Genomic DNA, 13126 nt, shown 5'->3' on the forward strand with positions numbered 1-13126 from the left:
ACGTCAGGACGCCGCCACGACGGGAGCGTCGCCGTCGCCGTCGTCCTCGGCGGTCGAGGCCGAGGTCGCTCCGGACGACTCGGAGGCCTGGGCCGGCCGGGCCTGGGCCGGCCGGGCCTTGCCCTCGGCGGCGTCGAGCGCCTCCTCCAGCTCGGGCGCGGCGCTGCCGGGCTTGGCAGCCTCCTGCAGCTCACGGGCCTTGGCCCGAGCCGCGGAGACGAGCCGGTCCTTCATCGACGTGGCGTACATGTCGACGTACTCCTGGCCCGAGAGCAGCATCAGCTCGTACATGATCTCGTCCGTGATCGAGCGCAGGACGAAGCGGTCGTCCTCCATGCCCTCGTAGCGCGAGAAGTCGAGCGGCTTGCCGACCCGCACCCCGACCCGCATGATCCGCGGGATGACCTTGCCGGTGGGCTGGGCCTTGTCGGTGCCGATCATGGCCACGGGGATGACGGTGACCTTGCCCTCGAGCGCCATCCGCGCCACGCCCGTGCGGCCGCGGTAGAGACGGCCGTCGGGTGACCGGGTGCCTTCGGGGTAGATGCCGAGCAGGTCACCGCGACGCAGCACCTTGAGCCCCGAGGTCAGCGCGGCGTTGCTCGCCTTGCCGCCCGACCGGTCGACGGGCAGCTGCCCGACGCCCTTGAAGAAGGCAGCGGTGAGCCGGCCCTTGATGCCTCGGCCGGTGAAGTAGTCGCTCTTGGCGAGGAACGTGACGCGGCGGGACACGACGAGCGGGAGGAAGATCGAGTCGGAGAAGGACAGGTGGTTGCTCGCGAAGATCGCGGCACCCTCCTCGGGGATGTTCTCCTCCCCCTCCACCCACGGACGGAAGAGGAGCTTGATGATCGGCCCGATGACGATCGTCTTGAGGAACCAGTAGAACAACCGTGTCCGCCTTCCGTCTGTGACGGCTCGAACTCTACGACACTCGCGCACTGACAGCGGCGCATGCGAGGATCAGCAGGTCCAGCCGCTTCGCCCGAGGAGCCCCACCGTGACGGTCCGTCCCGACGCCGCAACGGGCTTCGGCATGTCTTTCCAGCCCCTCCGCACGACCGTCGCCGGGGGCGGACGATGAGTGACCGCGACCTCGACGCGGAGTTCGCGCGGATCATCGCGGGATGGGACGACGAGGCACCCGAGCCACAGCGTCGTGACGCCCCGGCGTCGACCGACCAGGTGGCCCAGCCGGCGGCCGAGCAGGTCGCCGACCCTGCGCCACCGTCGGTCTCGCCGACCGAGGCCGACACGGCCGACGCGGCCGACCAGCCCGGTCCGACGTCGGCCCCGGACGCCTCACCCTCGCCGGTGGAACGCCCGCAGGCCGGCCGGGGCACCGACCCCGCGGCACCGCCGCAGCAGCCCGGAGCCGGCGCGTCGACCCCGTCGGGGTCGTCCGGTCTGCTCGAGCTGCCGATCGCCCCGACGACGTCCCACGAGTGGCGCGGCCCGACGTCCCGCCGCGACGACGCCGACGCCGCATCGGACGGCGACGACCACTTCGTCCCCCCTTCCGAGATCGACCTCCCGTCGGCCGAGACCGACCCGATGTTCTGGGCGATCGTCGGCGGCCTCGCCGGCGGCCCGCTGCTGCTCCTCTACGTCCTCTTCTTCGACCGTGACGGCAGCGGCTGGTGGGTCGTGACGGCCCTGACCATGGTCGTCGTCGGCTTCGTGCTGCTCGTCCTGCGCGGCGGCACCGAGCGGGACCCGTTCGACGACGGCACCCGCCTCTAGCCGCTCGCGAGGCGGTCCGACACGTCAGTCGGACCCGAGGTCGAGGTCGACCCAGACCGGCCGGTGGTCCGACCCCGCTACGAGGTCACCCTCGTCCACGACGGTCTCGGCCGATTCGACGACCCGCAGTCCCGGCCCGGCGAAGACGACGTCGAGGGCGGTCCTCGGGTCGAGCGCGGGAAACGTGGGCGCGTTGCCGGACACCGGCGGGTGGTGCTCGGCGAACATCGCGTATGCCGTCCCGCCGGGTCCCTCGTTGAGGTCCCCTGCGATGACGGCCCGGTCGTCGAGCCCAGCGAGCCGGGTGAGACCGGCGAGGACGGTGGCCGCGTGCCTCGCCCGCTCGGAGGCGCGCAGCCCGAGGTGCACGCTGACGACGGTGACGGCACGACGCGACGGACCGCCGGTCGGGAGCGAGACGGTCGCAGCGGCATACCCTCGCGTGCGGTCGGGGAAGCGGACCGGCAGACGGCCACGCGACGCGCCGTGGACGACCACCCGTGCGGCCGTCAGCACCGCCGTCCCGCCCGTGCCGAGGCGGCCCCGACGCCAGTGCAGACCGCAGTCACGCGCGAACGGCGGGAGGCGGAGCTCCGTCGTGAGCCGGCGCGGGACCTCCTGGAGGCACAGAACGTCGGGGGCGACGGCACGCACGACGCGTGCCGCTGCTGCCCGGTCGTCGAGCAGGTCGTGGACGTTGTAGCTCATGACCCGCAGCACGTGCTCCGGTCGGCCACCGGGCCGCGCGGCCACCGGCTCAGCGGCCGGCGCGCGCGAGCTCGGCGGCGCCGATGAGACCGGCGTCGCTGCCGAGCACGGCGCGCACGATCCGCGCCTCCGGACGGTAGCCGCGCCCCGGGAGCTGCCGGCGGAAGGCCTCGCGGGCCGGGCCGATGAGCATCTCGTCGGCCGCGCTCACGCCACCGCCGATGACGAAGAGGCCGGGGTCGAAGGCCGAGGCGAGGTTGGCCAGCCCGATACCGAGCCACTCGCCGATGTCGGCGAGCAGCTCGCGCGCGGTGGGGTCGCCCTCGCGGGCGGCCTCGGTGATGAAAGGACCGGTCAGCGCGTTGGCGTCGCCGCCGAGACGGGCGAGCAGGTCGGCGACGACGGGAGACCCGGCCTCGATCATGGCGCGGGCCTCGCGCACGAGCGCGTTGCCGCTGGCGTACTGCTCCCAGCAGCCACGGTTGCCGCACTCGCAGCGCGCGCCGCCCGGCATGATCTGCATGTGGCCGAACTCGCCGGCGATGCCGTGCCGGCCGCGCTGGACGTTGCCGTCGATGATGAGGGCGCCGCCGATGCCGGTGCCGAGCGTGATGACGACGACGTGCGACTCACCCCGGGCGGCACCGAAGGTCGCCTCGGCCCAGGCCGCGGCGTTGGCGTCGTTGTCGACGGTGATCGGCAGGGCGATGCGCTGGGAGAGCGCGTCACGCAGCGGCTCGTTGCGCCAGGACAGGTGCGGCGCGAAGACGACGGTCGCGCGGTCCTCGGCGACGAAGCCCGCCGCGCCGATGCCGACGGCCACGACGTCGTCGGCGTCGACGTGGCTGAGCAGCTCCTCGACCGACTCGACGATGGTGTTCTCGACGACCGCCGGAGACGTCGAGCGGTGGGGGGTGTCACGACGGGTGCGATGGGTGATGACGCCGGACTCGTCGACGACACCACCCGCGACCTTCGTGCCGCCGATGTCGATGCCGATCGCGAGACGCCTGCTCATGCGCTGCCTCCGGGCCCGTTCTCGTCGGCGTCGATGTCGTCGGCGTCGATGTCGTCGGCGTCGGCGCTGGGGTGGGCGTCGTCGCGGTCCGTGTCACGGTCGGGCGCAGGCTCGGCGCGCCGCTCCCGCTGCGCCGTCGCGAGGTCGCGCAGGGCCGTGGCCGCGAAGCCGACGAAGTCGGCGACCTTCTCGATGGTGTCGGGGTTGACCTGCTGGACGAAGGCGATGAGCTGGCAGACGGGACACACGCGGCACGCAGCGGGCGTCGTGCCCCCGCACGTGCACTCCCCCGCCGACCCGTCGGGTCGACGCGCTGCGTCCGGGCCCGTTGGGTCACCCGCCGGCGACGCCGGGCCTGCGGCGTGGTCGTGGCCGTGCGCTGCGCCGCCCGCACGCTCACCCCGGGAGTCACCGGACGGCATACGCGAGCTTCCCGACCAGGTGCGGCGGGAGAGCAGGTCGACGAGCAGCGCAGCCTCTGCCGCGACGCTGCCGGGGGGCGCGTCGTCGGGGCGCGACGACTCGTCGGCGTCGAGCCGGTGGGGCTGGTCGGGGGCGGCGGGTGCCGCGTCGGGACCGTCGTTCGGTGTCACGGTCGGTCAGGCCTCGACGCGCTTCTTCAGCTCCTTGAGCGCGGTGTCGACGATGACCTTCTCCGCCTTGCGCTTGAGCAGCCCGATCATGGGGATCTTGACGTCGACGGAGAGGCGGTAGGTGACCTTCGTGCCGTCGCCGTCACCGGCGAGGGTGTAGGAGCCGTTCATCGCCTTGAGCACCTGCGCGGAGACGAGGGACCACGAGACGACGCCCGTGCCGTCCTCGACGACGTCCCACTCGTAGTCCAGGACGTAGGTGTCCTTGATGGCGCCGGCGTCGAGGGTGAACTGGACCTGGTCGGCCCAGCCGTCACCCTCCTCGGCGAGCACGGTGACGTCCTTCACCTCGCCCGCCCACTCGGGGTAGGCCTCGAAGTCCGCGATGACGTCGAGCACCTCGCCGGGCGGGGCGTCGATGACGATGGAGGACTCGGTGCGATCGGCCATGCGCCGAAGGCTATCGCGTCGTCAGCGGGCCGACCGCGGTTGTCCCCGCCGGTGTCATCCCGCGTCGGCCGCGTGCCAAGATGGGGACGACGGCAGCCCTGCGCCGCGGGGCGGCGCGCCCGACCGCCGAGCCCACCCTGTGATGATGCTGACGTGGTCTGCGCGGTTACCGATCGGTAAGGTGCAGCACAGTTCCCCGGCCCCGCCATCAGGAGTGACAGTGAAGGACAACGTCGTCGCACCACTCGCCCCCGTCACGACGGAGGGAAGCCTCGCAGACCTCCCCGTGCGCAACGCCGCGGAGAACGCGAGCGAGACCGCGTTCTCCCGCAAGACGCCCTCCGGGGGCTGGACGCACGTGACGTGGGCCCAGTTCGCCGACGACGTCGCCGCCGTCGCCAAGGGCCTCATCGCCGAGGGGCTCCAGCCCGGCGGCCGGGTCGCCCTGATGTCGCGCACGCGCTACGAGTGGACCCTCGTCGACTTCGCCGCGTGGAGTGCGGGCGCCGTGGTCGTGCCGATCTACGAGACCTCCTCGGCCGAGCAGGTCCAGTGGATCCTCTCGGACTCCGACGCCCAGGTCGTCGTCGTCGAGACCGACGCACACCGCTCGGTCGTCGAGCAGGTCCGGGGCGACCTGCCGTCGCTCCGCGACGTCGTCACCATGGACGCCGGTGGTCTCGACGCCCTGCGCGAGAAGGGCCGCGAGGTCTCGGACGCCGATCTGGCCGCGCGCCGGGCCGGACTCGACCGACGGGCGGTCGCGACGATCATCTACACCTCGGGCACGACGGGCCGACCCAAGGGCTGCGAGCTGACCCACGGCAACTTCCTCGACCTCGCCGAGAACGCCATCGAGAAGCTCGGCCAGGTCGTCCTCACCGAGAACGCCTCGACCCTGCTCTTCCTGCCCCTCGCGCACGTCTTCGCCCGCTTCATCGAGGTGCTCTGCGTCGAGGGTCGCGCACGGATGGGCCACTCGGCCGACATCAAGACGCTGCTCGACGACTTCGCCGGCTTCCAGCCGACCTTCGTGCTCGCCGTCCCCCGCGTCTTCGAGAAGATCTTCAACTCGGCCGAGGCCAAGGCGTCCTCCGAGGGCAAGGGCAAGATCTTCCTGCGCGCGGCCACCGTCGCGATCGCCTACAGCGAGGCCCTCGACGCCGGCCGACCCGGCCTCGGGCTGCGGATCCAGCACGCGGTCTTCGACCGTCTCGTCTACGGCAAGCTGCGCGCAGCCATGGGCGGGCACGTGCGCTACGCCGTCTCCGGCGGGGCGCCCCTCGGCACGCGCCTCGGCCACTTCTACCGGGGCATCGGGGTCGTCATCCTCGAGGGCTACGGCCTCACCGAGACGACCGCGCCCGTCGCGGTCAACACGCCGGACAAGATCAAGATCGGCACCGTCGGACCGCCGTTGCCGGGCACGGGCATCCGGATCGCCGAGGACGGCGAGATCCTGCTCAAGGGTGTCGGCGTCTTCAACGCGTACCACGACAACCCGACCGCGACGGCCGACGCCATCGTCGACGGGTGGTTCCACACCGGCGACATCGGCGAGATGGACGAGGACGGCTACCTGCGGATCACCGGCCGCAAGAAGGAGATCCTCGTGACGGCGGGTGGCAAGAACGTCGCCCCGGCCGTGCTCGAGGACCGCCTCCGCGCGCACCCCCTCGTCTCGCAGTGCATCGTCGTCGGCGACCAGAAGCCCTTCGTCGCCGTCCTCGTGACGCTCGACGAGGAGATGTGGCCGCTCTGGGCCAAGACGCACGGCATCGAGGGAGTGTCACTCGACCAGGCCCGCACCGACCCGAAGGTCCTCGAGGCGCTGCAGGAGGCCGTCGACCGGGCCAACGAGGCGGTCTCCAAGGCCGAGTCGATCCGCAAGTTCGCGGTGCTGCCCGGCGACTTCACCGAGGCCAACGGCTACCTGACGCCGTCGCTCAAGCTCAAGCGCAACGTCGTCATGAAGGACTACGCCGACGAGGTCGAGAAGCTCTACGCCTGAGGGCTCAGCGGAGCAGGTGGCGGATGCGCGCCTGCCAGTCCGTGACGAGGGCTGCCCGTGTCGTTCCGGTCGTGCTGCGCAGGGCGGCGTCGACGGCTGCCTCGCGGTCGTCGAGCCGGGAGGTCGGGACGTCGAGCCCGCCGGCTGTGGCCCGGTAGAGACGGACGACGGCCTGGGTGCCGTGCGCGTCGGCGAGGGTGCGCAGGGCCAGCAGCGAGAGGCCGTATGCCGCCGCGAGCGCGTGGGTGCCCGGGTCGAAGTCCGCGTCGCCCGGCAGTGCCTGCGGCAGGCCGGACGCTCGCACACGTTCGAGCGCCGGAGCGACGATCGTCGCCTCCGGCAGGTCGATCGGCTCGTACGCGACGAGCTCGGCGAAGCCCTCGGACAGCCAGACGGGCACGGCCCGTGTCGTCGAGGCCCGCACGGTGACATGGGTCAGCTCGTGCGTCATGACGACGTCGCGGCCGTCGGGACGCAGCGAGGCCCACGCTCCCGGGACGAGCACGATGCGGTCTGCCCCGGCTCTCTCCCCCGGCGTCAGCGGACCGTCCGTGGCCGCGGCGACGCCGTCGAGGTCGCCGGCCGTGCGTCCGAGCAACCGGGCGGCGTCGGCGTCGGTGGCCGGGGCGATCCAGACCGCGGGGCGCACCTCTCCCCACACGCTCGCGACCCGCGAGGCCGCCGTGCGCGCCCGACGGACGACCTCCTCGATCCGGTCGTCGTCGCCCACGCCCAGCACCAGCGCGGTGTCCGACCTCCGGACGACGAGGCCCGCGAGATCCCAGGGCTGCGGGCGCCCGGAGGGAGCCGACGCCGTGATGGCCAGGCCTGCGGGCCGACTGGGGTCAGCCTTGAAGGTGAGGTCGAGGTCGAAGGACCGAGGACGAGCGTCGAAGCCCCGAAGCCTGTAGGTGAGGCTCGCCCTGACGTCCCACTCGACCGTGGTCCCCCGGGCTGCCGGAACCGGCGCGGTGGTCTCGCGGACGCCGACGAGCCGGATGTTCTCCACCGCCATGCGCGTCATGCGGTCGAGGACGGCGACCTGTGTCGGGCGCAGCGCCGCGGATGACGCCGCCTGCAAGGGTGCGAGCCACCCGCTCTCGTCAGACCGCTCCGCAGCGGCGAAGCGGGCGCGGAGCAGCTCCGTCACCGCACGCTGACGGGACGACGCCCACGCCTCCGGAGTGACCTCGGCGTCTGCGCCGAGCCCGCCGCTGGGCGAGGTCGGGTGCGGTGCTGCCGTCGCCGGGGGCCCCGAGTGCGGACCGGCCGCCGTGCACGCCGTCAGGGTCAGGACCAGCAGCGCGGCCAACGCCGCCGAGGCGGCCTCCCGCGCAGGTCCACGACGACGGGTGCCCGACACGGCGACATCGTGTCATGCGGACCTGTTGCAGTGGCCCGTCCCCGTCGCCCGTGGGGTCAGACGGCGTGGCGCGCTCGGTGGTGCGTCACGACCTCGGCGGGCTCGAGCTCGGCGCGAGCCGTGTTGGCCGTGGACACGGAGACGAGCCCTGCCGCCACGAAGGCAGACACGGCCCGTCGCTCCGCTCGGTCGAGGGGTGTGGTCATGACCCCGTCGACCTCACGGCGGTCGTCGACCGGCCGCGGGCGGCCGGGTCGCGTGTCGGCGCCGGGTGCGGTGGCGCCCGGACGCAGCGGGATCCCCGCCAGCGCGGTCACCATGCAGTCTGCGCAGTGGACGTCCCGCACCGGGCAGGTCTGGCAGTCGACGAGCATCATCGTGGTCCAACCCCTTCGTCTCTCGTTGCGATCTGTCGTGAAAGACGCTAGGTGGCCCCACTGACACTGCCCCGGGACACTCGGTCGTCGACTCGTCTCCCGGCCTCCGCCGGATGGCCGCGGGACCGGCGTCGAGCCGCACGGGAGGGCAACGCCCCGGGGCACCGTGATCCTCAGGCGCCGCCCGGCCCCCTTGTGTCAGAAGGGCTTGCGACCGACGCGCCTCCGAGGCATTGTCGGCGCCCCGGCATACCGTCGAGGTCATGCAGGCGATCCAGGCGACGTTCGACGACCTCGGCACCCCCCTTGCCGGCGTCACGTTCGTCGTCGTCGACCTCGAGACCACCGGTGGCTCACCCGCCCAGTGCGGCATCACCGAGATCGGCGCCGTCAAGGTGCGCGGCGGCGAGGTGCTCGGCGAGTTCCAGACCCTCGTCGACCCGGCCGAGCCCATCCCGGCGTTCATCTCCGTCCTCACGGGCATCACCGACTCCATGGTCCGCGACGCGCCGCGCATCGAGAGCGCCCTGCCCGCCTTCCTCGAGTTCGCCGCCGGCAGCGTCCTCGTCGCCCACAACGCCGGGTTCGACATCGGCTTCCTCAAGGCCGCTGCCGCCCGGGTCGGCGCTCCGTGGCCCGGCTTCCCGGTCCTCGACACGCTCCAGCTGGCCCGGCAGCTCGTCGTGCGCGACGAGTCGCCCAACCACCGGCTCTCGTCGCTCGCCCAGGTCTTCGGCTCCACGACGGCACCCGACCACCGGGCCCTGCACGACGCCCGAGCCACGGTCGACGTCCTCCACGGACTCATCGAACGCGTCGGCAACCTCGGCGTGCACACGCTCGAGGAGCTGTCGAGCTACAGCTCTCGGGTCACCCCGTCGCAGCGACGGAAGCGCTTCCTCGCCGATCCCCTGCCCAGCGCCCCCGGCGTCTACCTCTTCAAGGACGGCAGCGACCGCGTCCTCTACGTCGGCACGAGTCGCGACATCCGCACCCGGGTGCGCACCTACTTCACGGCCTCGGAGCAGCGCAGCCGGATGGCCGAGATGGTGCGCCTCGCGCACGTCGTCCACCCCGTCGTCTGCCAGACCTCGCTCGAGGCCCAGGTGCGCGAGCTGCGGCTCATCGACGAGCACAAGCCGCGGTTCAACCGCCGGTCCAAGGACGGCCGCAAGGTCATCTGGGTCAAGCTCACCCAGGAGCGCTTCCCCCGCCTGTCGATCGTCAAGCAGGTCCGCGACGACGAAGCCCACTACATCGGGCCGTTCCGGTCCCGGGCGACGGCCCAGGCGGCCATCGACGCCGTCCACGAGGTCGTCCCGCTGCGTCAGTGCACCGGCCGGCTCACCGGCCGAGGCACCGCCTGCGCCCTCGCCGACATGGGCCGGTGCGGCGCCCCGTGCACCGGCGCGCAGTCCGAGGGTGACTACGCCGTCGTCGTCGCCGAGTGCCGCGCCATCTTCACCGGCAATGCCCGACCCAGCGCCGAGCTGCTCCGGGTCCGCCTCGAGGAGCTGGCCTCGCAGGAGCGGTTCGAGGATGCGGCGCGGGTGCGCGACCGCTTCCTCCAGCTCGTCCGCGGAGCCGCTCGCGCCCAGCGGCTGGCCCCCCTGGTCCGCTCTCCCGAGATCATCGCCGCGCGCCGCAGCGACGTCGGTGGGTGGGAGCTCGTCTCCGTCCGCCACGGACGCCTCGCCGGCGTCGTGGTGAGCCCGCGCGGCGCCGACCCGATGCCCTACGTCCGGTCGATGCAGGCCACGGCCGAAGTCGTGCCCGCACCGACGCCCGACCGTCCGTCCGCCCTCACCGAGGAGACGGAGATCCTGCTCCGGTGGCTCGAGGCGCCGGGCGTGCGCATCGTCGAGCTCGAGGGGACCTGGACGTGCCCCGTCGGCGGCGCCGGTTCGGTGCGCAGCGAGCTCGAGCCCGCCGTCGCATCGGCGCACGAGGTCGTCGGGTTCGACCACGACGTGCCCGGACCGCGTGCCGGCTCCCCGCACGGCGACCGACCCGGCCGCGCCGGTCGCCCGGGCCGAGGCGGCGGCCTGCGTCGCGCGGGGTAGGCCCGGCTAGGGTGGTCCCGTGATCACCGCCATCGTCATGATCAGCTGCGAGGTCGACCGCATCCCGGAGGTGGCCGAGGCCATCGCCGACATCCCGGCCGTGTCCGAGGTCTACTCGGTGACGGGCGACGCCGACCTCATCGCCATGGTGCGGGTCAAGGCGCACGAGGAGTTCGCGGACGTCATCGCCGACCGGCTCAACAAGGTGCAGGGCATCGTCGGAACGTCGACGCACATCGCCTTCCGCACCTACTCGTCGCACGACCTCGAGGCCGCCTTCAGCCTCGGGCTCGAGGGCGAGTAGCAGGTCGACACAGACCCTCGGCTCGTCGCGGATCCCGGCCGAGCCGACCGAGTGGACGCCTGAGGAAGCCGACCAGCTGACTGTCCGACCGGCTCAGCGTCGGGTCGCGGCCACCCAGCGTTCGACGAGGCCGGTCGCGGCTCCGCTGTCGATGGCCTCGGCCGCACGGTCCATCCCGGCACGCACGTCACAGTCGAAGTCGCCCTCCGACGCCCCCGTGTCCGGACGCGTCAGCGCGAGCGCGATCCCGGCGTTGAGGAGCACGGCGTCCCGGACGGCTCCCGTCGCGCCGGCGAACACGTCACGGACCACGCCGGCGTTGTGCGCCGCGTCGCCGCCGCGCAGCTCCTCGATCGGGTGCAGCTCGACGCCGAGGCGAGTGGGGTCGAGCGAGCGTTCGGTGACGGAGCCCTCGCGGACCCACCACACGTGCGTCGTCGTCGAGACGGTGACCTCGTCGAGACCGTCGTCGCCGCGGAACACCGCGGCGTCCTTGCCACGGTGTGCGAAGACGCCGGCCAGCAACGGGGCCATGCGGGCGTCCGCGCAGCCCACGGCGGCATACGTCGGCTGGGCCGGGTTGGTCAGTGGACCGAGGAAGTTGAACGCCGTCCCGATGCCGAGGTCGCGGCGCGGCACCGCGGTGTGACGGAACGAGGGGTGGAAGGTCTGCGCGAAGCAGAAGGTGATGCCGGCCTCCGACGCCACCTCGACGACACGCTCGGGAGGCAGGGACAGGTCGACACCGAGGGCCTCGAGCACGTCCGCCGAGCCGGACGACGACGAGGCGGCCCGGTTGCCGTGCTTGACGAGACGCACGCCGGCAGCCGCGGCCACCATCGCGGACATCGTCGAGATGTTGACCGTGTGGGCCCGGTCGCCGCCGGTGCCGACGATGTCGAGGCTCGGCCCCGGCACCTCGATCCGCCGCGCGTGGGCGAGCATCTGCTCGGCCAGGCCCCGCATCTCCTCGATGCTCTCGCCCTTGGCGCGCAGGCCGATGAGGAAGCCCGCGACCTGAGAGGGCGTGGCCTCCCCGCTCATGATCTGCCCCATGGCCCACTCGGCCGTCGGCCGATCGAGGTCACGACCGGCGATGAGGTCGGTCAGCAGTGCAGGCCAGGTCGTCGCGTCGGGCGCCATGCGTCAGGCCGTGGGCACGCCCGAACGCGCGAGCGTGGCGATGGCCGACGTCAGCGCGATCGGGTCGAGCGGGTGCGGGACGGCCAGGTCGGCCTGGGACCAGGCGGCGAGCCAGCTGTCCTGCGGACGGCCCGTGAGCACGACGATCGGGGGGCAGTCGAAGATCTCGTTCTTGAGCTGCTTGGCCAGGCCCAGGCCGCCGACCTTGGCGGCCTCGCCGTCGAGGACGAGGATGTCGAAGCGCTCGGACTCGACCGAGCTGATCACGGCGTCGGCCGTCGCGCACTCGTGCCAGCGGACCACCTCGACGTCCCTGGCGGGGCGACGGCCGACCGCCGCGCGCACCGCGTCACGGGTCGTGATGTCGTCGCTGTAGAGCAGGACGCTGACCCGCGCCACCGGCCGCTGCGCGCCGGTCGTCGTCGCGATGTCGGTGGACGTGCCCTGCGCTGCGCTGTCGTTCGAGGCGGTCATGCGACCGATGCTACCGGGCGGGTCGCGACCGACCGCACCGACCTCCCCACCCGCGAGACGACGCCTCAGACCGACGTGGGAGGGTGGTCCCGGACGGCCCACGACACGGCTGTTCAGGGTTCATGTCGGAATGGTCACGAATCCTCTACACCCGCGCGAGAAAGGGCCCCGAAGCGGGGGGTCCCTCGCACAGCCGGACAGGAATGTGGGAATAATGTCCAACGTGGCGACAGCATCGGCAGTTCCTTCAAGCGCAGTAGCGAATCCGGCCCATCACGGGCCGGCGACCCGCCCCAACATGGTTGCCGTCGGCACCATCGTCTGGCTCTCCAGCGAACTCATGTTCTTCGCGGGTCTCTTCGCGGTCTACTTCCAGCTCAGGTCGGTCCGCGGTGACCTCTGGGCGGTGCAGACCGAGAAGCTCAACCTGCCCTTCGCGAGCGTCAACTGCCTCGTGCTCGTCATCTCCTCCGTGTGGTGCCAGCTCGGCGTCTGGAAGGCCGAGCGCGGCCAGAAGGCCCGCACCGGCAAGCTCCTCGACATCAAGGGCTGGGGCATGCGCGAGTGGTACGTCCTGACGTACCTCTTCGGCGCCTTCTTCATCGCCGGCCAGGTCATGGAGTACTCCGAGCTCGTCCACGAGAACGTCACGCTGAGCTCCGACGCCTACGGCTCGGTCTTCTACATGGCGACCGGCTTCCACGGTCTGCACGTGACCGGCGGCCTCATCGCCTTCCTGCTCATCATCGCCCGCACCTTCACGACGCGGCGCTACACGCACGCCAACGCCACGGGCGCCGTCGTGACGTCGTACTACTGGCACTTCGTCGACGTCGTGTGGATCGCGCTCTTCGCGACCATCTACATCCTGCGCTGACT

14 protein-coding genes are annotated in these 13126 nt (G+C 72.3%); 5 read left to right on the plus strand and 9 right to left on the minus strand.

Translation table 11 applies throughout. The features are described from left to right. Positions 1-3: 3 nt before the first annotated feature. The gene (locus tag ASH01_RS21470; RefSeq protein WP_056781088.1) at positions 4-891 is read right to left on the minus strand and encodes a lysophospholipid acyltransferase family protein; all 888 of its coding nucleotides are present in this window, start codon (positions 889-891) and stop codon (positions 4-6) included. 189 nt (positions 892-1080) lie between these two features. On the opposite strand from ASH01_RS21470, the gene ASH01_RS21475 reads away from it, so the two are divergent. Then, complete coding sequence (locus tag ASH01_RS21475; protein WP_056781090.1) at positions 1081-1743, plus strand: hypothetical protein; 663 nt, start codon at positions 1081-1083, stop codon at positions 1741-1743. A gap of 24 nt (positions 1744-1767) precedes the next feature. Here the strand turns inward: ASH01_RS21475 and ASH01_RS21480 are convergent, their stop codons facing one another. The 4 genes from ASH01_RS21480 to ASH01_RS21495 are packed head-to-tail and all read right to left on the minus strand — an operon-like array spanning position 1768 to position 4512. Beyond that, positions 1768-2496: an endonuclease/exonuclease/phosphatase family protein gene (locus ASH01_RS21480; RefSeq protein ID WP_056781092.1), complete on the minus strand. Its 729-nt coding sequence runs from the start codon at positions 2494-2496 to the stop codon at positions 1768-1770. Between the two features lie 4 nt (positions 2497-2500). Next, a complete protein-coding gene (locus tag ASH01_RS21485) occupies positions 2501-3469 on the minus strand; it encodes an ROK family glucokinase (protein WP_056781094.1) in 969 nt (322 codons plus the stop codon). Then, positions 3466-4062 (minus strand): hypothetical protein, encoded by a 597-nt coding sequence (locus ASH01_RS21490; protein WP_056781097.1) that lies wholly within the window; start codon positions 4060-4062, stop codon positions 3466-3468. The genes ASH01_RS21485 and ASH01_RS21490 overlap by 4 nt, the downstream gene beginning before the upstream one ends. 6 nt (positions 4063-4068) lie before the next feature. Continuing rightward, on the minus strand, positions 4069-4512 hold the full coding sequence (locus ASH01_RS21495; RefSeq protein ID WP_056781101.1) for an SRPBCC family protein: 444 nt from the start codon (positions 4510-4512) through the stop codon (positions 4069-4071). A 220-nt stretch (positions 4513-4732) separates the two neighbouring features. Between ASH01_RS21495 and ASH01_RS21500 the strand changes: the two genes are divergently transcribed. Further along, positions 4733-6523, plus strand: coding sequence for an AMP-dependent synthetase/ligase (locus ASH01_RS21500; RefSeq protein WP_056781105.1), 1791 nt, complete (start codon positions 4733-4735; stop codon positions 6521-6523). 4 nt (positions 6524-6527) lie between these two features. Here the strand turns inward: ASH01_RS21500 and ASH01_RS21505 are convergent, their stop codons facing one another. Both ASH01_RS21505 and ASH01_RS21510 read right to left on the minus strand, forming a co-directional pair. Beyond that, positions 6528-7886: a hypothetical protein gene (locus ASH01_RS21505; RefSeq protein ID WP_056781108.1), complete on the minus strand. Its 1359-nt coding sequence runs from the start codon at positions 7884-7886 to the stop codon at positions 6528-6530. Positions 7887-7942: 56 nt separating this feature from the next. Next, positions 7943-8263 (minus strand): hypothetical protein, encoded by a 321-nt coding sequence (locus ASH01_RS21510; RefSeq protein ID WP_056781111.1) that lies wholly within the window; start codon positions 8261-8263, stop codon positions 7943-7945. 263 nt (positions 8264-8526) lie between these two features. Here ASH01_RS21510 and ASH01_RS21515 point away from each other — a divergent pair, with 263 nt between their 5' ends. Together ASH01_RS21515 and ASH01_RS21520 are read left to right on the plus strand one after the other, a co-directional pair. Then, positions 8527-10326, plus strand: a complete 1800-nt coding sequence (locus tag ASH01_RS21515; protein ID WP_056781113.1) for a DEDD exonuclease domain-containing protein — start codon at positions 8527-8529, stop codon at positions 10324-10326. Between the two features lie 19 nt (positions 10327-10345). Next, positions 10346-10630 (plus strand): Lrp/AsnC family transcriptional regulator, encoded by a 285-nt coding sequence (locus ASH01_RS21520; RefSeq protein ID WP_020145466.1) that lies wholly within the window; start codon positions 10346-10348, stop codon positions 10628-10630. A 93-nt stretch (positions 10631-10723) separates the two neighbouring features. On the opposite strand, the gene trpD is transcribed toward ASH01_RS21520, so the two are convergent. Continuing rightward, on the minus strand, positions 10724-11773 hold the full coding sequence (gene trpD, locus ASH01_RS21525) for an anthranilate phosphoribosyltransferase (RefSeq protein WP_056781118.1): 1050 nt from the start codon (positions 11771-11773) through the stop codon (positions 10724-10726). A gap of 3 nt (positions 11774-11776) precedes the next feature. Beyond that, entirely contained in the window at positions 11777-12247 is a 471-nt protein-coding gene (locus ASH01_RS21530; RefSeq protein ID WP_056781286.1) for a response regulator transcription factor, read from the minus strand. Between the two features lie 214 nt (positions 12248-12461). On the opposite strand from ASH01_RS21530, the gene ctaE reads away from it, so the two are divergent. Further along, positions 12462-13124, plus strand: coding sequence for an aa3-type cytochrome oxidase subunit III (ctaE, locus tag ASH01_RS21535; RefSeq protein WP_081633962.1), 663 nt, complete (start codon positions 12462-12464; stop codon positions 13122-13124). Positions 13125-13126: the final 2 nt, after the last annotated feature.

It is taken from the genome of Terrabacter sp. Soil811 (assembly GCF_001429655.1).
In the GTDB taxonomy this organism is placed as follows: domain Bacteria; phylum Actinomycetota; class Actinomycetes; order Actinomycetales; family Dermatophilaceae; genus Terrabacter.

Coding starts and splice junctions, on each gene's coding strand:
- ASH01_RS21475 (WP_056781090.1), top strand. CDS start 1,081: ATGAGTGACCGCGACCTCGACGCGGAGTTCGCGCGGATCATCGCGGGA.
- ASH01_RS21510 (WP_056781111.1), bottom strand. CDS start 8,263: ATGATGCTCGTCGACTGCCAGACCTGCCCGGTGCGGGACGTCCACTGC.
- ASH01_RS21485 (WP_056781094.1), bottom strand. CDS start 3,469: ATGAGCAGGCGTCTCGCGATCGGCATCGACATCGGCGGCACGAAGGTC.
- ASH01_RS21495 (WP_056781101.1), bottom strand. CDS start 4,512: ATGGCCGATCGCACCGAGTCCTCCATCGTCATCGACGCCCCGCCCGGC.
- ASH01_RS21530 (WP_056781286.1), bottom strand. CDS start 12,247: ATGACCGCCTCGAACGACAGCGCAGCGCAGGGCACGTCCACCGACATC.
- ASH01_RS21515 (WP_056781113.1), top strand. CDS start 8,527: ATGCAGGCGATCCAGGCGACGTTCGACGACCTCGGCACCCCCCTTGCC.
- ctaE (WP_081633962.1), top strand. CDS start 12,462: ATGTCCAACGTGGCGACAGCATCGGCAGTTCCTTCAAGCGCAGTAGCG.
- trpD (WP_056781118.1), bottom strand. CDS start 11,773: ATGGCGCCCGACGCGACGACCTGGCCTGCACTGCTGACCGACCTCATC.